This is a genomic window from Actinomyces sp. HMSC065F12 (assembly GCF_001814535.1).
In the GTDB taxonomy this organism is placed as follows: Bacteria; Actinomycetota; Actinomycetes; order Actinomycetales; family Actinomycetaceae; genus Pauljensenia; species Pauljensenia radingae_A.
Window position 1 is genome coordinate 78,688 of sequence record NZ_KV816983.1, and the last position, 25,700, is coordinate 104,387.

Below are 25,700 nucleotides of genomic sequence, written 5' to 3' on the forward strand. Positions count from 1 at the left end.
CGTACTGATTGGGCGACCCATGCGTTCAGACGCCATGGGGCACCAGTTATTGCCCAAACGGATCGCATTGCCGATCTTCGCATCTGATGCGCTTTCATCCGTCGCTTACGCGCCAGATGAAGTTCTGCTTACCCTGGCAATCGCCGGAGGAGTTGCAGTAACCCAATCCGTGTGGGTGGGGCTGGCAGTGGCGGTAGTGCTGCTGGTCGTCGTGCTGTCCTACCGCCAGACCGTACACGCCTACCCGTCAGGCGGCGGAGACTATGAAGTCGTGACCAAGAACCTCGGACCGTCGTGGGGACTGGTCGTCGCATCTGCGTTGCTGGTGGACTACGTGCTGACGGTGGCGGTGTCGATCTCCTCAGGGGCGCGCTACGTGACCGCCGCAATCCCACAGCTGGCAGGCCAGGAAGTGCCGATCGCAGTGGCCGTTGTCATCGTGCTGTGCCTGTTGAATCTGCGCGGTATGCGCGAGGCAGGTTCAGCTTTCGCTATTCCGACATACATTTACATGGCTTCAATTGGTATTCTCATCGCGGTCGGCATGGTCAAACTGGTCACAGGCCACCTCGGTCAGGCACCCTCGGCAATGTATGACCTTGTCCCGCAGGCCTCTCACGTATCGGGCCTGGTCGGACTGGGCGGAGCGCTGCTGGTGATGCGCGCATTTTCCTCGGGCTGCGCAGCGCTGACCGGAGTCGAAGCGATCTCCAACGGCGTGCCCTCATTCCAGCGCCCCAAGTCCCGTAACGCGGCGACAACTCTCGCGATGCTCGGCGGGATCGCTGCCACCATGCTGATTTCAATTCTCGTATTGGCGAGGGCGACCGGCGTGAGAATCGTGGAGGATCCGGCCACACAACTGAGTCTGAACGGGGCGCCAGCAGGCGATGTCAGGCTCGACCCGGTGATCGGCCAGTTGTCTTCAGCAGTATTCGGACACGGATCGATCCTGTTTTACCTGATCACGATTGTGACCGGATTGATTTTGGTGCTGGCAGCCAACACGGCGTTTAACGGTTTTCCAACCTTGGCCTCGGTACTGTCACGCGACTCGTTCCTGCCGCGTCAGCTGTACCGCCGTGGAGACCGGCTGACATTCTCAAACGGCATCGTTGCCTTGTCGGCCGCAGCAATCGTCCTGATCATCGCGTTTGATGCGCAGGTTACCCACCTGATCCAGCTCTACATCGTCGGCGTGTTCATCTCTTTCACGCTCAGCCAGGTGGGCATGATCCGCCACTGGAATGCGAAACTGCGCAATCCTCAGCGCGCCGACTCGCGGGCCTCCCTGCTGCGCTCGCGGCTAGTCAACATGATCGGATTCGTGCTGACGGGAACGGTGCTGATCGTCGTACTCGTGACGAAATTTACCCGCGGTGCGTGGATCACATTGCTGCTAATGGGGCTGGTGTTCCTGACTCAACGTGCCATTCGCCATCACTACGACACCGTTGCGACGCAGCTGCGCGTGGAGGACTACTCGACTCGGCGCGCACTTCCGTCGCGCGTGCACGCATTAGTGCTGGTGTCGTCAATGAGCAGAGTGACGATGCGGGCAATTGCCACTGCCCGCGCGACGGCGCCCTCGTCACTGCAACTGGTGAGTGTGGTTGCCGACCAAGCTGAAGAAGAACGGATCATCCGGCAGTGGCGGGCCTCCGGCCTGCCGATCCCGCTGACGATTCTGTCAGCACCTTACCGGGATATCACGCAGGTCATCGTCCAGCACGTGCGTTCCCAGCGACGCCGGTCACCTCGCGAAATGGTGGTTGTGTACGTGCCGCAGTTCCTCGTGTCGCACTGGTGGGAAAATGTGCTGCACAATCAGACGGCACTGAGGTTGCGTCAGGCACTGCTGCGGATTCCGGGCGTAGTCCTCACTCTTGTACCATGGAAACTTGGGGAAGACAGCCAGGTGGAGGGTGAGCAGCCCATCAAACGCCAGCTGATTAACGACCCGTTCCGTTCACGTCAGAAAGGTCCTCATGACTCCGCCTCGTAATCGCGAAGAATTGACGCTCACGCTGGGAGAACCTGCACACGGTGGAGCATGCGTCGCCCGAGACGACGACGGTCGCGTCGTTTTCGTGCGACATGGGCTGCCCGGTGAGAAAGTCGTGGCACGTGTGAGTGCCACCCGCAAGCGCCTTGCATGGGCCAATGTAATCGAGGTGCTCGAGGCAAGCCCTGACCGTGTCGAGCCGGCATGGCCGCAGGCTGCTCGCGAAAAGATCGGTGGAGCCGAACTGTGCCATGTGCGTCCCGCAGCCCAGCGCACCTGGAAGGAAGACGTGCTGCGTGGACAGATCCGGCGCGTCGGGGGAGAGGGCCTGGCACAAGCCGTCGACTCGATCGGAGGCGTCCACGTGCAGGCGTGCCCGGGCGATGAGGATCCGGACGACTTACTGCTGCACAGGCGAACACGCATCGAGCTGGTGGCTGACAAGGACGGTAGGCTGGGCATGTCGCGCTACCGGTCGAACCAGGTCGTTGCATTAGAGTCAATGCCGCTGGCCGTAGACGCACTATGCGAGATCGGCCTGTTTGACGGGAACGATTCACGGTGGCTGACCGCGTGGGGGCCGCGTGATCGTGTGCGAGCAGTCGCCTCAACGGGCGGTGACATCGCCGTGGTGACGCCGTCGGGAACGTACGACGGGCAGGGCAAGCCACTGGACCGCGAAAAGTTGCGGTGGGTCGTGGAGCCCGATCCCGAACCGTTCAACGTCCGTCCCTCGGGCTTCTGGCAGACGCATGTACGCGGTGCGCAGGTCCTGTCCGATGCTGTACGCCGTCTGGCTGGCCAGGGCAGTGCGGCAATGGAACTGTATTCGGGGGCCGGATTATTCACACGCTCGCTTGCGGGCGCGTTCGGACGCGTCGTGTCGCTCGAGGGTGACGACGGTGCCGTGGAAGATGCCGCGCTGAACCTCGGGGGAGCGGCACATGTTGAAACGTTCATCGGGGATGTTGATCATCAGGGGATCCTCGATCTGTCCAACGAGCTGCAGTCACATGCCGATGTCGTGGTGATGGATCCGCCACGCTCGGGTGCGGGCGACGAGGTATGCCAGACGGTAGCCGCGCTTGGTTCGGAGCGAATTGTGCTCGTTTCATGCGATCCGGCGGCAGGTGCCCGTGACCTGCGGACTTTGACGGAGGGCGGATACCGCCTGACCTCCCTCGAAGAGTGGGACTTATTTCCGCACACTCACCATGTCGAATTTATCGCCGCGCTGGAGAAGGACTGAGTTTCTCGGCCCGGTGGCCGCAGACGGGTTTTTCGCGCGACACTGCGATTTCCTGCGTGCTCTGCGCGTGATTTTCGTGTTCTCCTTGCAGCGTCCCCGCCCTCTGATATCTTGATATCGAGACATTAGGGGGATCACATGGCTTTGCAAGGCAGTTTCGATGCACGCTCCACGCTCACAGTGGATGATTCGACGTACACCATCTACCGCCTCGATGCGGTGGACGGATTTGACCGGCTTCCATACTCACTGAAGATCCTGGCTGAAAACCTTCTGCGCAACGAAGACGGTGTCAACATCACCGCCGACCAGATCAACGCGCTGGCTAGCTGGGACCCGAAAGCACAACCCAGCACCGAAATCCAATTCACCCCTGCGCGCGTTGTCATGCAGGACTTCACCGGCGTTCCCTGCGTCGTCGACCTGGCCACCATGCGTGAAGCAGTGGAGGACCTGGGCGGCGACCCCTCGAAAATCAATCCGCTGGCGCCAGCGGAAATGGTTATTGACCACTCCGTGCAGATCGACGTGTACGGCACGCCGGAGGCGTTCGAAGCCAACCAGGACAAGGAATACGAACGTAACCGTGAGCGCTACCAGTTCCTGCGCTGGGGACAGGGAGCCTTTGAAAACTTCCGCGTCGTCCCACCGGGCACCGGTATCGTCCACCAGGTCAACATCGAATACCTCGCGCGCACCGTGTTCACACGCCAGGACGGCGAAGACACGCTCGCCTACCCGGATACCTGCGTCGGCACCGATTCCCACACCACGATGGTCAACGGTCTGGGCGTGCTCGGCTGGGGTGTCGGTGGTATTGAAGCCGAGGCAGCCATGCTCGGCCAGCCAGTTTCCATGCTGATCCCGCGCGTCGTCGGTTTCAAACTCTCCGGCGAGATCCCCTCCGGCGCGACCGCGACGGACGTCGTCCTCACCATCACGCAGATGCTGCGTGAACACGGCGTGGTCGGCAAGTTCGTTGAATTCTACGGCCAGGGTGTCTCCGCTGTGCCGTTGGCAAACCGAGCCACCATCGGCAACATGTCGCCCGAATTCGGCTCAACCGCCGCGATCTTCCCGATCGATGACGTCACCGTTGACTACTTGCGGCTGACTGGACGCAGCGAAGAAACGCTCAAACTGGTCGAAGCGTACGCCAAGGAACAGGGGCTGTGGCACGATCCCTCGCGCGAGGCAGAATACTCCGAGTATTTGGAACTCGACCTGTCCACAGTGGTGCCTTCCATTGCCGGCCCGAAGCGTCCGCAGGACCGCATCGAACTGAGCGCCGCCAAGGAATCATTCCGCGCCACGCTGCCGAACTATGTCAGCGAACACGAACAGCACTCCGCTTCAGAACTCGATGAGGCACTGGCTTCCACCTTCCCTGCGTCAGATCCGGTCGATCCGAACGCCCTCGACCATGAGGATGATGACGAACCGCGTATCGCTTCGACAATCGACGACCGACCGCACCACATCGTGGATGTCACGTTGGCGGACGGGACGGAAACGAAACTGGATCACGGTGACGTGGCGATCGCCTCAATCACTTCATGTACCAACACGTCCAACCCGGCGGTCATGATCGCGGCCGGTCTGCTGGCACGCAACGCAGTCAAGCGTGGACTGCAGTCCAAGCCGTGGGTGAAAACCTCACTGGCCCCTGGTTCACAGGTCGTCACAGGGTACTTCGAAAAGGCCGGACTGTGGGAGGACCTCAACGCACTCGGGTTCAACCTGGTGGGCTATGGGTGCACCACGTGTATCGGCAACTCCGGCCCGCTGCCGGACGAAATCAGCAAGGCCGTCAATGACAATGACCTGGCTGTTGTGTCCGTGCTGTCGGGTAACCGCAACTTCGAAGGTCGCATCAATCCCGACGTTAAGATGAACTACCTGGCATCCCCGCCGCTGGTCATCGCCTACGCGCTGGCCGGTACGATGGATTTCGATTTTGAGACTGAAGCGCTGGGGCAGGACCAGGACGGCAAGGACGTGTTCCTGCGTGACATCTGGCCTGATGCGGCAGAGGTGGATGACACAATCAACTCGTGTATCGACCGCTCCCTGTTCGAGCAGGACTATGCGGACGTGTTTGCTGGTGACCACCGCTGGCAGGGTCTCGATACTCCCGAGGGTGACACGTTTGAATGGGACGAAGATTCCACCTACGTGCGCAAACCACCGTACTTTGACGGAATGACTATGGAGACCGCTACGGTTGAGGATATTCACGGTGCGCGAGTGCTGCTCAAGCTAGGCGATTCGGTGACAACGGATCACATTTCGCCGGCAGGCTCCTTCAAGCCGGATACGCCGGCAGGCAAGTACCTGATTGAGCGAGGAGTGGAACGCTCGCAGTTCAACTCCTACGGGTCGCGTCGCGGTAATCACGAAGTCATGATCCGAGGCACATTCGCAAATATTCGTATCCGAAACGAAATGGTGCCCGGCGTGGAGGGCGGATTCACCCGCGACTTCACGAAGGACGATGCGCCGACCGTGCCGGTATTTGATGCGGCGATGAGCTACAGCGAAGCAGGTGTGCCACTGGTGGTTCTGGGCGGAAAGGAATACGGATCAGGCTCCTCACGTGACTGGGCAGCCAAGGGAACAGTGCTGCTGGGCGTACGCGCGGTGATCACCGAATCATTCGAACGCATCCACCGTTCGAACCTGATCGGCATGGGCGTGCTGCCGTTGCAGTTCCCTGAGGGCGAAGATCGTAATTCCCTGGGTCTGGACGGCACGGAAGTAGTCGATATCACCGGCATTGACGCGCTCAATGATGGGTCGATCCCGAAGACAGTGCATGTCAGTGCCACCCGCGAGGGTGCGGACCCCATCGAGTTCGATGCGGTCGTGCGGATTGACACGCCTGGAGAGGCTGCCTACTACCGTAATGGCGGCATTCTGCAGTATGTGTTGCGTCAGCTTGCCCAGCAGTAGAGGCTTCTACTGTCCGGGCGGATACCGGTGAGACAGTGCGACGATCGTGGCGCCAAGCTCCGAATCGAGCGGCCACGAGCGCGCACACTCACGGGCCGCATCGCGCAGGAGAATATGCGCCTGGTCCGGGTCGGTGCCCACGCACACTGAAGCCTGAGTGAGAAGCTCACGCACCTTCGGGTCGTGAGCGGCTTCACGGGCAACGACTTGCAATGCGTGCGCCGTCAACGGATTGACCGGCCGATGTCGGGTGGGGTGCAGCAGGGGAATGCGGCCATTGCGGATACGGCGCTCCAGTTCGCGCATGTATGCGACGAATGTTTCATCCATCATGCCGGTTGCATGCCACGTGATGCGCCGACCATGCACATCCGTCACAGTGACACAGGTTGAAGTCTGTGCCGGGCGGATTGAAATCGTCACGATGTCAAGCAGCTCAACTGTGCGCGTGCCGCGCACGGATCGCACAGCGAGGTAATCGGGCGTCAGATAGAGCCTGCGCGGAACTTCAACGATGAGCAGAGCCAGCCCCAGCACGCTCAACCCCAGCGCCACAGCGATGATCGCGACGCGTGACTGAGTGGTGAGTTCCCGCCACAGAGCCCACGCACCAATCAGCACCATCGCGCCGTAGCACGCGATCAGTTCCAGCGGCGCGTACAGGGTGAGTGGAAGCGTGGTTGCACGCAGACGTGCCACATGATGACGCCAGAGTGCAGCACAGATACACGCGATGAGGAACGCGATCGGTATCACAATGGCCCACGCTGGCATAGGAGCAGTCTACCCGCTAGCTACGACGACGAGGATGACGCTCACGCCACCGCGAACCGAAAGAGGATTCGATACGTGCGTCGAGCGCTCGCCGTTGATCGCGATACATACGGTCAACCAGGTCGCGCCCGCTGATCCAGCCGACCATGTGGGCGGGCGCACCCTGCCCGTCGTCATGCAAGACGGGAATCCCCTCGACGCCACTGGATGTCAGCACGCGCATGACCGTGGACGGCAGATCCGTGTCAACCACGTGCACATGTCGCAACGGCAGAGCTTCCAACGCGGTGTCATGCTCGACCCCTTCTTCACGCCAGGAGGCAATATCCAGGGCGCTGACAACACCGGACACCACGCCGTCCGCATCGACCACGGGGAGTGCCTGGGCGTGCGCTTCGCGCATTCGGGACACCGCGCGCATGATGGTGTCTGATGGGTTAAGAGTGGCAGGAGCTGGCTGCATGAGCGCCCCGGCCGGGTTGGCACCCAGCAAAGTGTGGGACACGGGATCATCGAGGATATCGCCACGCCTGCGCAGCTTTTCCGTGTAGATCGTGGAGCGTGTCAGGAACCGTGAGCATCCTGTTGCGATCACGACAGCCAGCATCATGGGAAGAATCAGCGAGTACTGGTCCGTCATCTCCACGATGATCAGAACCGCTGTCATGGGTGCACGCGCAGCCCCAGCAAAGGCAGCACCCATGCCGATTACTCCGAACACCGCTATGGACGAATCAGTGAGCGGATCAATCAGATGTCCGATCGCGCTGCCGACCATTGCACCAATGAACAGCGTCGGAGCGAACACGCCGCCCGAACCGCCCATTCCGATCGTGAAGGACGTGAAAATCATGCGACCCACAGCCAGCGCAAGCAGCGTGGCGATGGGCAGTGCGCCATGAAGAGCCTCGAGCTGGATCGGGTAGCCCGAACCGTACATGGCGGGGAAGAAAAACAGGCCAATGCCCAGCACGACTGACATGAGAGCTGCGCGAGACCACTGCGGAAACGCGATAACTGCCGTGAGACGTTCCCACCCCCAGTCGAGCCAGTCTTCCATCGCATACAACAATTTGGAAAAGGCCAGCCCGCACAGGCCGGCAATCAGGCCGACGAGGGCGGCCCACCCTATGTCAGTCAAGGAAGCCAGGTCCACGCTGTAGTTCAGGTCAACCAGGGGCGCTGACCCCTGAAGTGCGCGGGCAACGATCGATGCCATGACAGACGATATGACGACGTAGCCGAATGTCTCTGCGGTAAAGCGCACCAAAATCACTTCGAGCGCAAAGATCGCACCAGCCAGCGGAGCATGGAATGTGGCGGCAATACCGCCGGCAGCACCGCAGGACGCGAGCACCACGACGCGTGTGGTGGGAAGACGCACCCACGATGCGATCGTGGACCCCAGGGACGCACCGACCTGAACGATCGGGCCTTCACGGCCAGCCGACCCGCCGCCACCGATTGTCAGGGCGGAGGAGACCAACTTGACCACCGCGACGCGGCCAGGAATCTTGCCGCCCCTTCGGCGCACCGCCAGCATGACCTCAGGGATGCCGTGTCCTTTGGCCGTGGGGGCCCATCGCCAGATCATCGGCCCATACATGAGTGCTGACACGACGGGGACGGCAATGATCAGGATGTGTGTCCACGCCGGCCACCCGTGGGGTGCTCCGCCTGTTACCGAATAGTCCGCAGCGCCGGTGGTGGCGCGCATCCACACGGCGATCAGCCAGTTGAAGATGACGGCTGCCAGTCCCACCACTGCGCCGACAATGCCGGCTACTACCGCGAACGCTGAACGGTGATCAGTGACGATTGCACTGATCGCTCCACGCACGCGGCTCATAGAGTGGTGACGCTGATCTCAGCCGCACCATCAGCGTGAAAACCCCACACTGTCGCGTAGAAACCCAGCTCACTCGCCCAGGCCTTCGCAATGCTGGCAGCAGTACGCAGCGAGTGCCCTTCGCCATCGAATTCGACGAGGGCGACCGGTCGATCCAGTTCGCGAAGCGCATCGTAAATGCTGCGTGACTGTGAAGGCAGCACGATCGTGTCCTCTGTGCCCTGCAAAAGCAGGAGCGGTGCGTGAATGTCCTGGACGTGGCAAATCGGAGAGCGCTCCGTCCACACGGGATCGTCCAAGTTGTCCGAGCCCAGAAGCGTGTAGAAGTAGTGGGACTCAAATTTGTGGGTTTCCTGCGCCATGCGATGCAGGTCAGACACACCTGAGGAGGATGTCCCAGCCGTAAACACGTCGGTTGTCGCCAGAGCTGACAGGGCGGTGAAACCGCCGGCGGAATGGCCGCGAATCGCGACTCGTGCGGGATCAACGAGGCCCTGGTCAATCAGGTAGCGCGCCCCGTCAGCACAGTCCATGACATCGATGACGCCCCACTGGCCGTTGAGCGCCTCACGGTATTCGCGTCCTGATCCGGTGGATCCGCGATAATTCACGTCCAGGAATGCGAAGCCGCGAGTCGTCCAGAACTGTCGGGCAATGGACAGGCCGGGGCGAGCTGACGAGGTCGGCCCGCCATGAGCGGACACGATCAGTGGCGGAAGTTCGCCGTCAGGTGCGGTGAAGTCGGGATTGACCGGCGCGTAGTAGAAGCCGTCTGCCTCATTGCCGTCGCTGGTCGTCCAGCGCACGGTCTGTGCAGGTGAAATCATCTCCTCAGCGATCTCAGCTTCCGAGGACGGGCGCAGCACGTGCGCGTGCGAATCGGTGATCTCGACGATGGCTGGCGCGTGCGTAGGGGAGTCGGCCAGGAAAACGACGCGCCCCTCGTCGGAAGCGACGTTACCGATGGGCCACCATCCGGTTTCCCATTCTTCCAGCAGGCCATTGTCCAGTCGCACGCTGCCGACGTGCCACGTGTGATCCTGCGACCAGGAGCAGATCAGGTGCTCATGATCCAGGTTGTCGTACGAGTGCAGGCCCAGTTCCCAGTGGGGGTGTGAGAACGCGCGCTGACCGGGATGCAGGACGCGTGTACGCAGGCGATCCGTCCACGCGTGGGCATCCTCGTCCTCGTGCCATTCGAAGCCTTCAGTGCGGTACAGGTTTGCCCATCCTGAGGAATCATCCACGTGGATCAGGTCGCCGCGCAGAGTCCAGCGAGGCTCATAGACGCAGACACCTTCTCGGTCCACCAGCGTGACGTGGGTATCGATGTCACCCTCGAACGTGAGGGCGCCAACGTGCAGGACGGACTGAGTCCACGGCATGTGCGGGTGGTTCCATGACAGCCACGCCAGCTTCGACCCATCCGGGGAGAGCGTGGGTGCCGAGCAGAAGTCGGTGCCGGAAAAGACGGTGCGAATAGGCTTCGGATCGCGCGCCGCGGAGCCGTCCAGAGGGATCGCCACCATCGTGTTGACCGGTTCACCCTGTCCCGTGTGGTCCTCACATACGGCGTAGACCAGGGAGCGAACCTCGTCAATCTCAAAGTCGCCGTAGCGCTTCTTTTCCATCGGGGTCAGTGCCGTCAGGCCGACGGTGGGTGCGGACATATCGAACAGGTAGACACGGTCATCAAAGCCGTCGGAGAAAACGAGGATGTTCTCGTGGACGGCGTAGGCGCGGCCACCGTAGCCGTGGACACGGGTGCGCACATCGGGTAGGCGCACACCGTCAATCATGGGCAGGAGCTCCATCGTCTGACCCATGCCGTTACGTCGTAATAGAACGTTGCGCCCATTATCTGTAGGATGGCCTTCTACCCAATACGTGTCGGCGCCATCGATGCGTACTTGAGAAAGCGTCACGAATCGAGCCGTGAATGACTCGCCCGTGATCGGGGATTCCCACTGGCCGTACGACTTCACTGAGGGGGACATGTGCAACCTCTGTCAACTCGGATATGCGCGTCTGTCGCGTATATCAATCCTAGCTGGAACCAACGGACTTTGAGAGGACCATTAGACTCGTAACTATGGTTCTTCCAGACAGTGCCGACGAGTTGCCGATTTTGTCGCATATCGACGGGCCTGACGACGTCCAGCATCTGACCACGTCGCAGGCCGTTGACTTGGCTGACGAAATCAGGCGTTACCTCATTGCGTCCGTGTCACGTACGGGCGGGCATATGGGACCCAACCTGGGTGTGGTGGAGCTGACGATTGCGCTGCACCGCATCTTCAACTCACCTACCGACTCAATGATCTTCGACACAGGTCACCAGGCCTACGTCCATAAGCTCCTGACAGGGCGCAAAGACTTTTCACATCTGCGCGAGGCGGGGGGACTGTCCGGATACCCCTCGCGCGCCGAATCAGAGCACGACATCGTGGAAAATTCCCACGCCTCGACAGCGCTGTCGTGGGCTGACGGCATTTCGCGCGAAAAGACACGCACCGGGAATACATCCTGGACAGTGGCAGTCATCGGAGACGGGGCGCTCACCGGCGGTATGGCATGGGAAGCACTGAACAACATCGCTGAGCAACCTCACCGCAACATCGTCATCGTGGTGAACGACAATGGCCGCTCCTATGCTCCTACCATTGGCGGTATGGCGCACCATCTGGATGCGCTGCGCACCTCGGAGCAATATGAGCGCGCCTTGTCATGGACGAAGAAAACACTGCTGGGAATGGGGGAGCCTGGGCGTGCTGCCTTCGAAGCGCTGCACGGACTGAAAGTGGGAATCAAGGACGTGTTGGCGCCACAGGTCATGTTCGAGGATCTGGGGCTGAAGTATCTGGGACCGATCGACGGGCATGACATCGTTGCGATGGAAACCGCGTTGACGCGGGCGCGCAGCCTGCACCAGGCCGTCATTGTCCACGCCATCACGCAGAAGGGGCGCGGATACCGACCGGCGGAAAAAGACATCGCAGACCGCTTCCATGCGGTCGGCAAAATCCACCCGGAAACGGGCCTGCCGATCAAACCCGCGCGCTTTGGGTGGACCAGCGTCTTTGCCGACGAAATCGTGAAGATCGCCCGCGAACGTGAAGATGTTGTCGGCATTACTGCAGCGATGAAACTGCCGGTGGGACTGGGCCCGCTGTCAGATGAATTCCCCGACCGCGTCATCGACGTCGGCATTTCTGAACAGCATGCCGTCACCAGCGCAGCCGGGATGGCCTTCATGGGTGCACACCCCGTTGTCGCGTTGTACGCCACGTTCCTGAACCGCGCGTTCGACCAGGTCCTCATGGACGTGGCGCTGCACCATGCGGGCGTGACCTTCATCCTTGACCGTGCCGGCATCACCGGAGCGGATGGGCCCTCGCACAACGGCATGTGGGATATCGCATTGTTGTCGATCGTGCCGGGACTGCAGATAGCGACCCCTCGTGACGAGGAAACTCTGCGGGCAGCGCTGCGTCGCGCCATTGACATTGCTGATGCTCCCACCGTGGTGCGTTACCCGAAAGGCCCGCTGCCGCAGCCGATCCCTGCGCTGCGCAGCGTCGGCCCGGTCGACATTGTGCACGAGGGAGGCGACGGGGAAACGAAAATCCTGATCGTCGCCCTGGGCGCCATGGTCGCCCAGGCGATTGACGCCTCGAAGCAATTGGCCTCAGATGCGACGGTATGCGTTGCTGCCCCGACGTGGATTCAGCCCGTACCCGATGAACTGGTGGCGATGAGCCGCGACTATGACCTGGTTGTCACCGTGGAAGACGGCGTCGTGCGAGGAGGCTTCGGATGGGCACTGTCGCAGGACACAGATGTGCCGGTGATTCCGATGGGGATTCCCGATGAGTTCCTCGCGCACGACTCGCGCGCTCACATTCAGCACGAGATCGGCCTGGACGCTGCCGGCATCGTGCGTAGCGTGCGCGACTACCTCAAAGCGTCGAACAGACACTGAGATACCAGCTCACGCTGCCAGGCGCGTGCGCCGCCCTCGTCCAATCGCTGATCGAGCGCCTCGGGGGTGAGCGGCTTGAGGGGAGCCCAGCACACGAAACGCTGCACGCGCGGCTCCAGGACAACTTCGGGTGCCAGCCCGAGCTGTTCGGCAACACCGGCGACCGCTTCACGAACCGCGAGCAGACGCTCATGTGCGTGTTCGTCGAGACGCTGCCACAGGCGCGCTTCCGGAATCGTGCCGGCAGGATGTGTAACGCGTTTGGGTGGCAGCTGGTCTTCTGGCATGCGCCTGGCGCGTTCAATCGCATCGAGGAAGTCCGTCGTATATGGACGGGTGATGGGAGAGCGGAAGGAATCCAGTGAGCGCAGCTGGCGACGATTGGTCGGTGGGCGCTGAGCGGCTTTCAGCAGGTCAGAATTGCGGACGACGCGCGTGCGTTCCAGGTCTTTGTCGCGGGCGATCTCTTCACGCGTGAGCCACAGTTCGCGGGCAACGGCCAGCGCTCGACGGGAGCGCAGTTTGCCCAGGCCTTTGATACCGCGCCAGTGATGCGTCTTCGGAGTCGGAGCAGGGGCGTGCAGCACGTGGACGAATTCCTCCTGTGCCCACTCCCAGCGATCCATGTCGTGCAGCGTGATCGAGAGCCGCCGGTACAGTTCTGTCAGAAATTCCACGTCCAGTGCGGCATAGCGCAGCCAGTCGGTGGGCAGCGGTCGCACCGACCAGTCGGATGCCTGATGGTCCTTGGCTAATGAAAATCCCAGTACCTGTTCGCACACGGCTGCCAGACCGAAACGTTGCAATCCGATGAGGCGTGCCGCAACTTCGGTGTCAAACAGGTCAGTGGTGTGCAGGTTCAGGTCACGCAGATTGGTCAGATCCTGGCTGGCGTCGTGCAGGATCCACGTGGCATCCAGTGCCGGTGCCAGGGCTGACAGGTCAGGCAGCGCATGCGTATCAATCAGGTACGTTCCGACATCTTCGCGCCGGATCTGCACTAGGTAGGCGTTCGTCGTATAGCGGAAGCCATGGGCACGTTCCACATCGAGGGCGACCGGCTGGGTGGAGGCTCCCAACTCAGCGGCAACCCCCTCAAGGGCGTCTGTAGTGTCAATGACTGAGGGAACGCCGTCGCGCAAACGGCTGACAGTGGGGGGATCGTCCGTGTTCCCGCGCGGCAGACCGCCGGGATTATCAACGAGCATCCGTATTCAAAACCTCATGTAGAAACTGATCTGACTCAACGCCGGCAACGTGGCACAACAGGGAATTCCAGGCTACAAGGTGTTCGCCCAGATATGGAGTCGACGGAGTCCACGAGGCCCGCAGTTCGACGTACAAGGTGGATCCGCGCAACGTGAGACCCCCGAAAGATTCGGAAACTTCCCGCGTCACGGTGCCGGTCATGTCATGATACCCAGCGCCCGCATCTTCGAGGCAGTCGTGCGCCCAGTTCCACAGGCCTTCACCGATCATAGGGTCGTTGCCCATTTCGGGGTCGATCTGGGCGCGAAGCTGAGCGACAAGGCGGAACTGTCCGTTCCAGCCTGCTTGCGTGTCCGGGTCGAACAGGATGACGAATCGGCCTGATCCCAAGGATTGATCGTGCGCGCGGTGCACGGTTCGCATGGCAAGCGCAGCGGTCCACGGAGCCAGCTTGCTTGGACCGGGCACCTCTTCAATCTCCACATGAGGATTGATCGGTGCGTCACGAAGCGACAATAAAGCTGTGACAAACGCCTCAGGAAGTTGTTCCTCACCCACCCCTTCACACTAAGAGGGCGCAGCGGTGGATTCAGTCAGGCACGCCGACCCATTGCCAGACCCGCACGGCGGCGCTCTTCTGATCAGGGAAGGATGCCAGCAGGGAACCAATATGCCCACCGTTTTCACGCGGCCAATCGTGACTGTCTGCAGCCGGAAGTGCGTCACCGTTCATATCGGCCTCGACCGCGACAGCACCATTGATCATGCGCACAATGTCACCCTCGTGAGTGACGCGTTGACAGACACCGTCACGCACGCCGGGCGCCGTGGCGCGCACATGAATCATCGAACGTGCCCACTCGAGCATGCGTCGGCATCTGCCGTCGCGCGGCTCACTCCAGTCCAGCACGCAATGGTCGACAGTCGTGCGCGAGGTTGGGTCGGGAACGTCTCCGCTCCAACCGTGCTCACTGAATTCTTTTTGACGGCCCTCGCGCACGAGTTGGGCGCGCTCGTCGTCTTCCTGGTCGGCAAAGAATCGGAACGGTGTGCGCGTGCCCCATTCCTCACCCATGAACAGCATGGGGGTAAAGGGGCTGAGCAGGATGATTGCTTCAGAGGCGGCCAGTTGTGCGTCGGAGAGCACCTGGCTGGGGCGGTCGCCTTGAGCGCGGTTGCCAACCTGGTCGTGATCTTGGGAAAAGACGACGAATTTGCGCCGATCCAGAGTGGCAGGAACGGGTGCACCCCAGTTTTGGTGGCGGAACGTCGAGTAGCGACCATCATGGTAGAAGACATTTTCCAGCACGGTTGCCAGCGCGTGCGTATCGGCAAAATCACCGTAGTACCCGTCAATTTCGCCCGTGAGCGCCACGTGCAGGGCGTGGTGGATGTCATCAGCCCACTGAGCGTCCATCCCCATACCGCCCTCACTGGTGGGCATCACCATCGAAGGCTGGTTGAGGTCAGATTCGGCAATGAGCGTCATCGGGCGCCCCTCGTCGTGCGACCACTGGGCCACGCACTCTGATAGTTCTGCCAGCAGGTGTCGATCCGTCTCGTCGTGAATGGCGTGAACCGCATCCAGACGCAGCGCATCGGCATGCATGGTGACCAGCCAATGGCGACACACGTCAATAAGGTAGGCGCGCTGTTCGGGACCGTTCAAGTCCAGCACAGGCCCCCACGGTCCGGTCGCAGTGGGGTGGAAGTACGGTGCGAACATCGACAGGTAGTTGCCCCACACACCGAGGTGGTTGAGGACGACGTCGATGCACACATTCAGGCCGCGTTCATGGGCAGCGTTGACAAATTCGACGAGGGCATCCGGACCGCCGTAGGCTCGGTGAACGGCGAAAAGATCCACGCCGTCATACCCCCATCCGAACTCTCCGCTGAATTGTGCCAGCGGCATGAGCTCAACTGTGGTCACCCCCAGGTCACGCAGGTGGTCGAGGCGTTCGATGGCACTGATCAGGGTGCCTTCAGCAGTGAACGTACCGACGTGGAGTTCATAGATGACGTTGCCCAGGACGGACGTGCCGGGCGATGCGACCCAGTGATGTCGTGAAGGATCCCAACTGCGTGACAGACCATCAACCCCGTAAGGCTGGTAGAAGGATCGCGGATCAGGCAGCGGGTCAGAACCATCGAGGCGGAAACCGTAATCTGTCCCATCGGGCAGATCAGGGCCGTCCCACCAGCCGCCAGCGGCGCGGCTCATGGGGAGCTGCGCGTCGGCCAGAACAAGGTCGACGCTCTGAGCGTCCGGCGCCCACACCCGCGTCACGAGAGTTTCTCCACAACCACGACGTTGTCGTCATTCATCACATCAGCCAGGCTCAAACCGTTGCCGTCAGTGACGTCGAATCGTCGCCCTGACATGATGTCCTGCCATGAGCCGGCTGGAAGGTAGACACGATGATCCCCCCAGCCGCCGATCTGACGCAGTGCCCTGAGCAGTCGCACAGCGATGACACACACGCGTGGGCCGTCCTGGTCGCCGCGTGCATAGGCGATCGCATGTCCGGTGGTTGTTGCCAGTGGTGTATACGTTGCGTGTGCGGATACGAATGCGTCGCGGTGGCGGCTGCGAAGCTTCAGGATTCCGCGGGTCAGGCGCACTTTTCGACCCTCGAGAGTCTGCTCGTCTGAATCCAGCAACCGCCCGAGTCGTTCAAAATCAACCGGACGTCGGTTATCCGGATCAACCAGGGAAGTCGCCAGCCCCTCGGAACCCTGATACACATCAGCCACTCCAGGAACCGTCAATTGCAGGGCTTTCGTCACTTCGATGCAGCAGTTGCGAACCGGCTCCGTCAGCTCATGAAAGCGTGTGAGCAGTTCGGTGATCGAGGAATCAGCGAGTACCTGGCGGGCAAAGTCAAACAGCTCCTCTTCCCGTTCTTCATCAGGATGCGTCCATGTCGTCCACGTTTTCTGTTCCCGCACTGCCTTTTGCAGGTAGTCAGTCAGGCGCTCCTGCGTCATCGGGTCGGACTCACACCACGTGGTCGCGGCAAGTGTCTGCCACAGGAGGTTTTCCGTGCGCCCATCAAGCGTGAGTGGCCGGTATTCGGCGCTGGTCAGACGTAGCTGCTGGACGAGGGAGACCCATTGACTGGGATATGACGTGATGGCGGCCAGTGTGGCTCGCACATCTTCACCACGCTTGGAATCGTGGGTCGTTCCGCATGTCATGGTCGCCGGCCACGACGACTGCAATGCACTTTCGAACGCATGGAACATGTCCAGGTTGATACCGAAATGGGTGGGGTTGCCTCCCACTTCAGTCAGTGCGCACAGGTGGGTCCAACGGTAGAACGCGGTGTCTTCGACACCCTTTGCCATGACCGCACCGCACACTTGCTGGAACCGCACCGGCACTTCGTCGCGGCGCTCATCGGAGGATGCCAGACCTGCCGTGCCGATTTCGTCGCCCAGGATGAGCGCAATGAGCACATCCATCGTGTCCTCAATGCCGTCAAACCCTGAGTCACGCAACTCGCGCAGCGAACGGTCACGCACCTCGGTCATCTCATCGCGCGCCCACTGCGGGGTGGGGGATCCGGGCACCACGTAGATCCGGTAGCGATCCATATTCATCACGAGGGCGCCCAGGCAGCGTTCGAAGGTACGCATCGTGTGGTCACGCAGACGCAGGTCCTGTTGGCAAATTTCCCAGATCAACGAGGCCAGGCGGTGCAGCTCAGCTGCCAGCGAGGTGCGAATGATCTGCCGTTTCGATTCGTGTTCGAGCCGCGCAAAGTCCGCCGGTGAATCTTCGGTCAGCTCCTGCATGATGGCACCCATCGGCATGTTCGCTCGCGGATCGACCTGCAGGGAGTTGATGCGCCATGCGGTGTCATAGCCTGTTGTCCCGGCAACATCCCAATCAGAGGGCAAGTGCTCTTCGCCTTCGAGAATCTTTTCAGCAGCAATCCAGGCGCCGCCGGTGCGTTGGCTCAGACGCTGGAAATAGCCGCGCGGATCAGCCAGGCCATCAGGATGATCCACTCTGAACGCGTCAATGAAGCCTTCGTCGAACAGGTCGAACAGCAGGTGATGAGTCGCCTCGAACACGTCTTCACGCTCGACACGTAAACCTGCCAGCGTGTCCACGTCAAAGAAACGGCGGTAGTTGAGTTCCTCGTCACCGACCATCCAGTGAGCCAGGCGGTAATGCTGGCGCTCCAGCAGAACTTCCAACGGGAGGAACTCGGTTCCCTCCGCCAGGGGGAACACGTGATCGAAGTAGCGCAGGACAGGTTGCTCACCGTATTCCGGCTCAGTTGGAACCACCATTGATTCCACGTGTAGGTCACCGGCGGAGAGCACCTGGCCGATGCGCGCACCCAAAATCGGCATCAAAATGGGCTGATCGGTCGCCACGTCGAACCAGCGTGCGCGCGGTGACTCGGCGCCCCGTTTCAGCACTGACCACATGGCGCGGTTCTGCCACACCGGAGTGGGCACAGCCATGTGATTCGGCACGATATCGACCACGACGTGCAGGCCGAGGGCGTGCGCGGCGCGCGCAAAATCTTCAAACCCTTCACGCCCACCCAGCTCCGCGTTGACATGGGAGTGGTCCACCACGTCGTACCCATGCCGGGAACCCTTGACAGGCTGCAGGATAGGGGAGAGGTAAACATCCGTGGCTCCCAGACGGCGAATATGCTCGAGGACACCACGGGCGTGTTCAAATGTGAAATCCGGAGTGAGCTGGAGTCGATACGTCGACAGTGGAGTGTATCGAGATGACGGGGGAACGTGGGGATGAAGATCAGACATGTCACTGTCCCAACGGATTCAGCAGAATCATCGTGGTGCGGCCGGGCAGCGTGATTGAGTCACCGGACTGGTACTGACTGTGATCATCATCGTCACCCGTGTTGATCACCGTTGTCCAGGTCTTGCCATACGTCTGGTTCGGAATGGTGAATTCAACGGAGTCAGGAGACGCGTTGATCATCAGCAGGAAATCATCATCGGTGATCGTGTTGCCCTCAGGGTCGGGTTCCTGAATGGCGTTACCGTTGTAGAAGACCATCGTGGAGCGAGCCCATGCCTGGTTCCACTCGTCTTCCGTCATGTGAGTGCCGGCAGGGGTGAACCATTCGATCTCGCCCAGCTCCGATTCACCGCCGCGCGTTGCCGGCCCTTTCAGGAAGCGTCGGCGGCGCAGAACGGGGTGATCACGCCGCAGGTGGACGAGGCGCTGAGAGAAAGCGAGCAGTTTGCGCTGCCAGTCCTCCAGATCCCAGTGCATCCATGACAGCTCATTGTCCTGGCAGTACACGTTGTTATTGCCCATCTGCGTGCGTCCGATTTCGTCACCGTGAGCCAGCATGGGCAGACCCTGCGAGCAGAAAAGAGTGGTGAGTAAATTGCGAATCTGGCGCTGGCGGAGCTCCTGAATGCCCGGATCATCCGTCGGACCTTCCGTTCCGCAGTTCCAGGAGCGGTTATTGGACGAGCCGTCATTGTTGTCCTCACCGTTTGCCTCGTTATGTTTGCCGTTATAGGACACGAGGTCACGCATGGTGAAGCCGTCATGAGCGGTGATGAAGTTGACCGAGGCGACAGGGCGCCGTCCTGAATGCTCATAGAGGTCAGCACTGCCAGCCAGACGGGAGGCAAAACTGGACAGGGACGAGAACTCCCCGCGCCAGAAATCGCGCACAGCATCGCGGTATTCACCGTTCCATTCGGACCACAGGGGAGGGAAGCCTCCTACCTGGTAGCCGTTGGAGCCGACATCCCACGGCTCAGCGATGAGTTTGACCTGGCTGATCACCGGATCCTGGTGGATCAGGTCAAAGAAAGTCGAGGCGTGGGAGACCTCGTCAAACTGGCGTGCCAGTGTCGTTGCCAGGTCGAAGCGGAAGCCGTCGACATGCATGTCAGTGACCCAGTAACGCAGCGAATCCATGATGAGCATCAGGACCGAGATCGAGGACATGAGCAGGGAATTGCCTGTGCCGGTGGTGTCGAAGTAATGCCTCAGATCATCGGGAACGAGGCGATAGTACTTCGCGTTATCGAGGCCCTTGAGTGACAGCGTCGGCCCCATGTGGTTACCTTCAGCGGTGTGGTTGTACACCACGTCGAGGATGACTTCGATACCGGCCGCGTGGAGCGTCTTCACCATGTTCTTGAACTCGGTGACCTGCCCGCCGAGCTGACCCGACGATGAATAGGCGTTGTGCGGGGCGAAAAATCCGATGGTGTTGTAACCCCAGTAATTCGACAGGTCACGAGCCTGCAGGGATGGGTCATTGACGAACTGGTGGATCGGCATCAGTTCAATGGACGTGATGCCAAGATCCTGCAGGTGTTTGATGATCGCCGGATGAGCGATCCCTGCGTAGGTGCCGCGCAGCTCTTCTGGCACGTCCGGGTGCAGCATGGTCATGCCGCGTACATGTGCCTCGTAAATGATTGTTTGGGAATACCCGTAGTTCGGGCGACGGTCATCGCCCCAGTCGAAGGACTCGTCGACGACGACGGAGAGCATCGTGTCGTGGACAGAGTCGTCGTGATTCGGTTGCGCTGGGTCGTTGAAGTTGTAGGAAAAGACCGAATTGGAATTGTTGATCTGCCCTTCAATTGCTTTCGCATAAGGGTCGAGCAGGAGTTTGGACGGGTCGCATCGATGTCCCTCGTCTGGCGCGTAGGGACCGTGGATGCGGTAGCCATAGCGCTGTCCGGGCCCTATGCCGGGCAGGTAGGCGTGCCACTGGTCATAATCGACCTCAGTGAGTTCAACTGTGGTTTCGTGACGATCCTCGTCAAGGAGACACAATTCAATGCGGTCCGCGATAGATGAATAAACTGCGAAATTTGTTCCATTGCCGTCATACATTGCGCCCAGCGGGTAGGCATGTCCTGGCCAAATATCCATACTCTTAGATTGCCATGAAACCTCGAAAAGAGTGCACTGAGCGTGGAAAATTGTGAAGCTGGTCGCGAAAATTCCTGCCCGAAGGTGGCGAAAAGTCGCGGAAAATGGCGGAATTTCGACATTTTCTGGTGAGTTTTCGATGCCGGAACGCGCCGTGCCTAAGTCCTCAGGATTTCCCCAACCGGGCCAGAACCTGTTAAGCTTCCCTGCGTCGCTTGATTGACAAGCGCATCGCGGATGTGGCTCAGTTGGTAGAGCATCACCTTGCCAAGGTGAGGGTCGCGGGTTCGAGTCCCGTCATCCGCTCGGGCGATTGGCGCAGCGGGAGCGCGCTTCCCTGACACGGAAGAGGTCACTGGTTCGATCCCAGTATCGCCCACTGAGTATTCATACGCATGCGGATGTGGCTCAGTTGGTAGAGCATCACCTTGCCAAGGTGAGGGTCGCGGGTTCGAGTCCCGTCATCCGCTCGGTCTGAGATGACTTGGTGGGTTGGCCGAGAGGCGAGGCAGCGGCCTGCAAAGCCGTATACACCGGTTCGAATCCGGTACCCACCTCGGGCGATTGGCGCAGGGGTAGCGCGCTTCCTTCACACGGAAGAGGTCACTGGTTCGATCCCAGTATCGCCCACCATTTGTTTTATGTGCCTTAGACTTCAAGAGACCCTTTAGTCAATAGTTGAAGTCGAAAGGCCATAGGCGATGACGCTAATCGGATTTTTGATTGGCTTGGCTGTCACAGTTGTAGTGGCATGGCTGATCATTAAGAAACACCATCCACAAACAGTATTGATCCTTGCAGGATTGTTGCTTCTTTTCATTTCACTCCCTCTGTCTGAAGAGCCGCTGATGGACAGCGAGAAAACCACGGGGAATATGGTTCTTGACGTCGTGGATTTCTTACGCGACACATTTGCCTCCACATCCGCCAGTCTTGGACTCATCATCATGGCTGTGGGCGGATTCTCTCTGATAATGGAAAAAGTCGGTGCCAGCGCAATGCTGGTGCACCTCGCTATGAAGCCGCTGTCGCGGATCCGTAGGCCATACATTTTCCTTGGAATCGCGTATATTTTCGGACAGTGCCTCGGAATGATCATTCCGTCTGCATCTGGCTTGGCAATGCTGCTTATGGTGACTTTGTATCCCCTTCTGCGTTCCTTGAGGATTTCGCGTCTGAGCGCGGCAGCATTAATTGCGACAACCTCCTGCCTGGATCTCGGGCCAGCGTCGTCGAACTCCAATTTGTCGGCCGAGGTATCCTCCATGACCGTTCAGAAATACTTCATCGACTATCAGGGGCCTGTGGCAATTGTGACGATGTTAGTGATTGCCATCAGCCACATGCTGATTCAGCGTCATTTCGACAAGAAAGCCGGAACGCTGCCGGAAATGAATCCGCCCTCGAATCTCGAACAGGAAGCATCAGGAGCCTCACCGGATACAGGCAGTGTAAAAACCGAGCTCAAGACCCCCGTCTACTATGCAGTTCTGCCGCTCATACCGCTCGTCTTACTCATTGTTTTTTCGGAATATCTCATCTCCTCCGTCAAGATGAATGTTGCGACGTCAATGCTGACATCAATGTTGGTGGTCCTGATCATCGAAATGATCAGATATCGCTCATTCAGCAGAGCCAGCGAAATCATGAAAGTGTTCTTTCAAGGAATGGGGAAGCAGTTCGTTGCAATTGCCACGCTTATCGTCGCAGGACAGATGTTCGCCGCAGGCCTCACGCAAATCGGATTCATCAAGTTCATTGTCGATGGAGCGTTCAATTTGCACCTGGGCGTTGTCGTCATGACAGTGCTCATGACACTGATAATCCTGTTGACTGCACTCCTTACCGGGTCGGGAAACGCAGCATGGTTCGCTTTTGCACCCCTGGCTCCTCAGGTGGCGCAGCCCCTTGGCCAACCTGCTGTAGCAATAGCTCTGCCGATGGAGCTGTCGGCGGGCATCGGACGTTCAATGTCGCCGATCTCCGGTGTATTGATCGCGGTGTCGGGTCTGGCGGAAGTCAATCCCGTCGACCTGGCAAAACGCACAATTCCTGTGATGGCGGCGGCGTACATCACGCAGATCACCACATCCTTTATCTGGCTGTATCTGATTCACTGAGAAAGGAGAAGACCATGTTTGACACCATCGTCGCACGCTCCAATGAGATCGCTGACGACCTCATCGCTGTACGTCGTGACCTTCATCAGCATCCGGAACTAGGGTGGGAAGAATTCAGAACCACCAGTATTGTCGTTCAGCGACTTCGCGAGCTGGGTTACATCGTTCGTGTGGGTAAAGAAGTGTGCGAAGAGGCTGCCCGTATGGGAGTGCCTCCCGCAGAGGAACTCGAATCGGCTTACCAGAGAGCGCTGCAGGAAGGTGCACCGGAGGAACTTCTTGAAGCCATGAAAGGCGGTTTTACCGGAGCCGTCGGCATCCTTGAGAACGGTGACGGCCCGGTTGTGGGAATGCGCTTTGACATCGATGCGCTTCCGCTGGCAGAAACGACGGATCCAGAGCATTTCCCGAACAGGGAAGGCTTTCAATCCGTGCATGCCAACACGATGCACGCATGCGGACACGATTGCCACACGAGCATCGGCCTGGGAGTTGCGCAGCTGATGATGGAAATGCGCGATCAATGGTCAGGTACCCTCAAGTTAGTCTTTCAGCCAGCTGAAGAAGGCGTGCGTGGAGCAAAATCCATCGTCGCGCACGGACACCTTGATGATGTAACTGTCATGCTCGGTTCTCATGTGACAGCATCGAACCAATGCAACGAGTTTGATATATACGCGGGCGCAGGCGGATCACTGGCCACAACGAAACTGGACGTGACTTACACCGGTTTGGCGTCTCACGCTGCAGGAGCTCCGGAAAAAGGCAGGAACGTGATGCCTGCTGTTGCTACAGCGATCCTCAACCTGTATGCGCTTCCGCGAAATTCACAGGGAGAAACGCGCGTGAACGTGGGTGTTGTCCACGCTGGATCGGGCCGTAACATCATTGCCAACAATGCCACTATGCTGGTGGAAATTCGTGGCGCCAACACTCAGATCAATGCGTATATGGAGGAATATGCCCGACGGATTCTTGAAGATGCCGGGCACATGCATGGAGTCGAATGCGAGATCACGAAAACAGGAGAAGCAATTTCACTCGAGTCCTCTCCAGAGCTGATGGAGCGCATCGATCGGGTAGCCGAACAAGTTGAGGTGCGCCCCGCTTCGCCCAACCGACTGATTTCACCTGGATCGGAAGACTATTCGTTCATGATGGATCGGGTACAGTCCAATGGGGGCCAGGCTTCATTCATTCGTATCCTTGTTGATTCGCCGACTGCTGGGCATACCGTAACGTTCTCACCAAACGAAGACGCTATGGTGCGTGGCGTACGTATGTTTGTCGGTACAGCGCTTGATGTGATGGCACTACGCTAGACCTTCATGCGACGGTCATCATCGCCAATTGTCCTGCTGGCTCTCCCGGTCTACGTCCCGTCACTGACATGGTCCACCGGTATCGGTGCGCTCAATTCAGTGGTCGTATTGGCCGGGCTGTCCATGCAGATGAGCGAGTCATGGGCATCGGCGATGGTGGGAATCATGGGCGTTGCCGGTGTCATCGCATCTGTACCGATCGGCCGGATGGTCGACCGCATCGGCGACCGCTCATCATTCGTCATCGGCGGGCTGATCGCTGTGCTGGCCGGAACATGCGCCCTGGTATGTCTGCGGTTTCCCGGCATTAACCGTGCAGTTGTTGCATTCGTTATCGCGATGGTCGCCATTTCGATCGCCGGAGACATGTGGCAATTGGCGCGGCAGTCCTATGTGGCAGAATCCGTGCCTATGACATGGCGAGCACGATCAATGTCGATGCTCGGAGGAATGTCCAGGCTCGGCCGGTTGATCGGTCCTGCGCTGGCGTCGCTGGCCATTGTGCTGGGAGGTATTCCCGGCACATTCTGGTTCTTCATCGCAGCCACCGTGCTTGCCCTGAGTCTGATCCTGTTGTTCACCGCGCCTACGCCCGAAATTCTGGATGTCAAACCGCCGGCGTCCCAACGATCGTCCAGTGAAACGCCGCCGGTGTCTTTGCAGCGTCACCCTCGTACCCACGTGGACGTCGTGTCGACCATGCTGCTGTCGGTGGGGACAGTTCTGCTGTCGCTGGTGCGCACCAACCAGATCATTGTGGTGCCTCTGGTGGGCACGAGCCTCGGAATCACAGAGGAACTCATATCAGCGACCTTCGCGATTTCAGCGGGACTGGATGTCGCCGTCTTCTACTTCTCAGGCGCGATCATGGACCGTTTCGGCAGACGAGCATCCGTTCTGCCGTGCCTGTTGATCATGGCGGCAGGGTTCGTGGGATTGGCCCTGAGCGGGGGAGTCGTGAGCTTCATGGTCAGTGCATGTGTCGTGGGGTTCGGCAACGGATTCAGCGCAGGAACCGTTATGACGATGGGAGTCGACCTGTCTCCGGACATCAACCGCTCCCGGTTCCTGGGAATCTGGCAGGCCATCTCGCAGGTGGGCCCGACGGTGGGTCCATTCGTGATTTCCGTGTTGGTGGCCGCATGGGGAGCAACGATGAGCGCGTGGGCGACCGCAGTGGCAGCTGCCTGCTGCGCAGTGTGGATGCTCGTGACAGTTCCCACGGCCTACGCTCGTCTCGGTATGGACGAACGAGGCAGGGCGCTGCCCGCTCGAAGCGACGCTCAGTCATAAAACATCCGCAGGACTAATCCAAGCGAAGAGCACACTTT

Annotated in this window: 15 protein-coding genes and 5 tRNA genes; 12 read left to right on the forward strand and 8 right to left on the reverse strand. The window is 59.8% G+C overall.

Features of this window, described 5'->3' with window-relative positions; translation table 11 throughout:
• Positions 1–19: 19 nt before the first annotated feature.
• From HMPREF2975_RS06535 to HMPREF2975_RS06545, 3 genes are all read left to right on the forward strand, one after another.
• Positions 20–2,005, forward strand: coding sequence for an APC family permease (locus HMPREF2975_RS06535; RefSeq protein ID WP_074026181.1), 1,986 nt, complete (start codon positions 20–22; stop codon positions 2,003–2,005).
• Positions 1,989–3,254: a class I SAM-dependent RNA methyltransferase gene (locus HMPREF2975_RS06540; RefSeq protein ID WP_070726575.1), complete on the forward strand. Its 1,266-nt coding sequence runs from the start codon at positions 1,989–1,991 to the stop codon at positions 3,252–3,254. Before HMPREF2975_RS06535 ends, HMPREF2975_RS06540 begins: the two co-directional genes overlap by 17 nt.
• Before the next feature lie 138 nt (positions 3,255–3,392).
• A complete protein-coding gene (locus HMPREF2975_RS06545) occupies positions 3,393–6,206 on the forward strand; it encodes an aconitate hydratase (protein ID WP_070726577.1) in 2,814 nt (937 codons plus the stop codon).
• 6 nt (positions 6,207–6,212) lie between these two features.
• On the opposite strand, the gene HMPREF2975_RS06550 is transcribed toward HMPREF2975_RS06545, so the two are convergent.
• The 3 genes from HMPREF2975_RS06550 to HMPREF2975_RS06560 form a co-directional block, all read right to left on the reverse strand.
• Positions 6,213–6,905 carry a hypothetical protein gene (locus HMPREF2975_RS06550; protein ID WP_141757317.1) on the reverse strand — a complete coding sequence of 231 codons (693 nt, stop codon included), beginning with the start codon at positions 6,903–6,905 and terminating at the stop codon, positions 6,213–6,215.
• A 91-nt stretch (positions 6,906–6,996) separates the two neighbouring features.
• A complete protein-coding gene (locus tag HMPREF2975_RS06555; protein ID WP_070726579.1) occupies positions 6,997–8,829 on the reverse strand; it encodes a chloride channel protein in 1,833 nt (610 codons plus the stop codon).
• Complete coding sequence (locus HMPREF2975_RS06560) at positions 8,826–10,826, reverse strand: alpha/beta hydrolase family protein (protein WP_070726581.1); 2,001 nt, start codon at positions 10,824–10,826, stop codon at positions 8,826–8,828. The genes HMPREF2975_RS06555 and HMPREF2975_RS06560 overlap by 4 nt, the downstream gene beginning before the upstream one ends.
• A 95-nt stretch (positions 10,827–10,921) precedes the next feature.
• Here HMPREF2975_RS06560 and dxs point away from each other — a divergent pair, with 95 nt between their 5' ends.
• Complete coding sequence (gene dxs, locus HMPREF2975_RS06565) at positions 10,922–12,811, forward strand: 1-deoxy-D-xylulose-5-phosphate synthase (RefSeq protein WP_070726583.1); 1,890 nt, start codon at positions 10,922–10,924, stop codon at positions 12,809–12,811.
• Here dxs and HMPREF2975_RS06570 read toward each other — a convergent pair.
• Genes HMPREF2975_RS06570 through glgX form a run of 5 tightly spaced genes read right to left on the reverse strand, consistent with a single transcriptional unit; the run spans position 12,784 to position 20,927 of the window.
• Positions 12,784–14,019 (reverse strand): ribonuclease D, encoded by a 1,236-nt coding sequence (locus HMPREF2975_RS06570; RefSeq protein WP_070726584.1) that lies wholly within the window; start codon positions 14,017–14,019, stop codon positions 12,784–12,786. The two genes, dxs and HMPREF2975_RS06570, sit on opposite strands and share 28 nt — an antisense overlap.
• Positions 14,009–14,578, reverse strand: coding sequence for a DUF3000 domain-containing protein (locus HMPREF2975_RS06575; protein ID WP_058236583.1), 570 nt, complete (start codon positions 14,576–14,578; stop codon positions 14,009–14,011). Before HMPREF2975_RS06575 ends, HMPREF2975_RS06570 begins: the two co-directional genes overlap by 11 nt.
• Positions 14,579–14,609: 31 nt before the next feature.
• On the reverse strand, positions 14,610–16,310 hold the full coding sequence (gene treZ / locus HMPREF2975_RS06580; protein ID WP_070726586.1) for a malto-oligosyltrehalose trehalohydrolase: 1,701 nt from the start codon (positions 16,308–16,310) through the stop codon (positions 14,610–14,612).
• A complete protein-coding gene (treY, locus tag HMPREF2975_RS06585; protein WP_058236585.1) occupies positions 16,307–18,814 on the reverse strand; it encodes a malto-oligosyltrehalose synthase in 2,508 nt (835 codons plus the stop codon). Before treY ends, treZ begins: the two co-directional genes overlap by 4 nt.
• Position 18,815: 1 nt before the next feature.
• Positions 18,816–20,927: a glycogen debranching protein GlgX gene (glgX, locus tag HMPREF2975_RS06590; protein ID WP_058236586.1), complete on the reverse strand. Its 2,112-nt coding sequence runs from the start codon at positions 20,925–20,927 to the stop codon at positions 18,816–18,818.
• A gap of 233 nt (positions 20,928–21,160) precedes the next feature.
• On the opposite strand from glgX, the gene HMPREF2975_RS06595 reads away from it, so the two are divergent.
• The 8 genes from HMPREF2975_RS06595 to HMPREF2975_RS06630 all read left to right on the forward strand — a co-directional run bounded on the left by HMPREF2975_RS06595 (position 21,161) and on the right by HMPREF2975_RS06630 (position 25,662).
• Positions 21,161–21,233 (forward strand) — tRNA-Gly (locus tag HMPREF2975_RS06595).
• A 1-nt stretch (position 21,234) separates the two neighbouring features.
• Positions 21,235–21,306, forward strand: a tRNA-Val gene (locus HMPREF2975_RS06600).
• Positions 21,307–21,324: 18 nt separating this feature from the next.
• A tRNA-Gly gene (locus tag HMPREF2975_RS06605) sits at positions 21,325–21,397 on the forward strand.
• 16 nt (positions 21,398–21,413) lie between these two features.
• A tRNA-Cys gene (locus HMPREF2975_RS06610) sits at positions 21,414–21,484 on the forward strand.
• A gap of 1 nt (position 21,485) precedes the next feature.
• A tRNA-Val gene (locus HMPREF2975_RS06615) sits at positions 21,486–21,560 on the forward strand.
• 68 nt (positions 21,561–21,628) lie between these two features.
• A complete protein-coding gene (gene dcuC / locus HMPREF2975_RS06620) occupies positions 21,629–23,047 on the forward strand; it encodes a C4-dicarboxylate transporter DcuC (RefSeq protein ID WP_070726587.1) in 1,419 nt (472 codons plus the stop codon).
• Positions 23,048–23,061: 14 nt separating this feature from the next.
• On the forward strand, positions 23,062–24,369 hold the full coding sequence (locus HMPREF2975_RS06625; protein ID WP_070726589.1) for an amidohydrolase: 1,308 nt from the start codon (positions 23,062–23,064) through the stop codon (positions 24,367–24,369).
• 6 nt (positions 24,370–24,375) lie between these two features.
• Positions 24,376–25,662: an MFS transporter gene (locus HMPREF2975_RS06630; RefSeq protein ID WP_070726591.1), complete on the forward strand. Its 1,287-nt coding sequence runs from the start codon at positions 24,376–24,378 to the stop codon at positions 25,660–25,662.
• Positions 25,663–25,700: the final 38 nt, after the last annotated feature.

Coding starts and splice junctions, on each gene's coding strand:
- HMPREF2975_RS06535 (WP_074026181.1), top strand. CDS start 20: ATGCGTTCAGACGCCATGGGGCACCAGTTATTGCCCAAACGGATCGCA.
- HMPREF2975_RS06540 (WP_070726575.1), top strand. CDS start 1,989: ATGACTCCGCCTCGTAATCGCGAAGAATTGACGCTCACGCTGGGAGAA.
- HMPREF2975_RS06545 (WP_070726577.1), top strand. CDS start 3,393: ATGGCTTTGCAAGGCAGTTTCGATGCACGCTCCACGCTCACAGTGGAT.
- HMPREF2975_RS06555 (WP_070726579.1), bottom strand. CDS start 8,829: ATGAGCCGCGTGCGTGGAGCGATCAGTGCAATCGTCACTGATCACCGT.
- HMPREF2975_RS06560 (WP_070726581.1), bottom strand. CDS start 10,826: ATGTCCCCCTCAGTGAAGTCGTACGGCCAGTGGGAATCCCCGATCACG.
- dxs (WP_070726583.1), top strand. CDS start 10,922: ATGGTTCTTCCAGACAGTGCCGACGAGTTGCCGATTTTGTCGCATATC.
- HMPREF2975_RS06570 (WP_070726584.1), bottom strand. CDS start 14,019: ATGCTCGTTGATAATCCCGGCGGTCTGCCGCGCGGGAACACGGACGAT.
- treY (WP_058236585.1), bottom strand. CDS start 18,814: ATGTCTGATCTTCATCCCCACGTTCCCCCGTCATCTCGATACACTCCA.
- glgX (WP_058236586.1), bottom strand. CDS start 20,927: ATGGATATTTGGCCAGGACATGCCTACCCGCTGGGCGCAATGTATGAC.
- dcuC (WP_070726587.1), top strand. CDS start 21,629: ATGACGCTAATCGGATTTTTGATTGGCTTGGCTGTCACAGTTGTAGTG.
- HMPREF2975_RS06625 (WP_070726589.1), top strand. CDS start 23,062: ATGTTTGACACCATCGTCGCACGCTCCAATGAGATCGCTGACGACCTC.
- HMPREF2975_RS06630 (WP_070726591.1), top strand. CDS start 24,376: ATGCGACGGTCATCATCGCCAATTGTCCTGCTGGCTCTCCCGGTCTAC.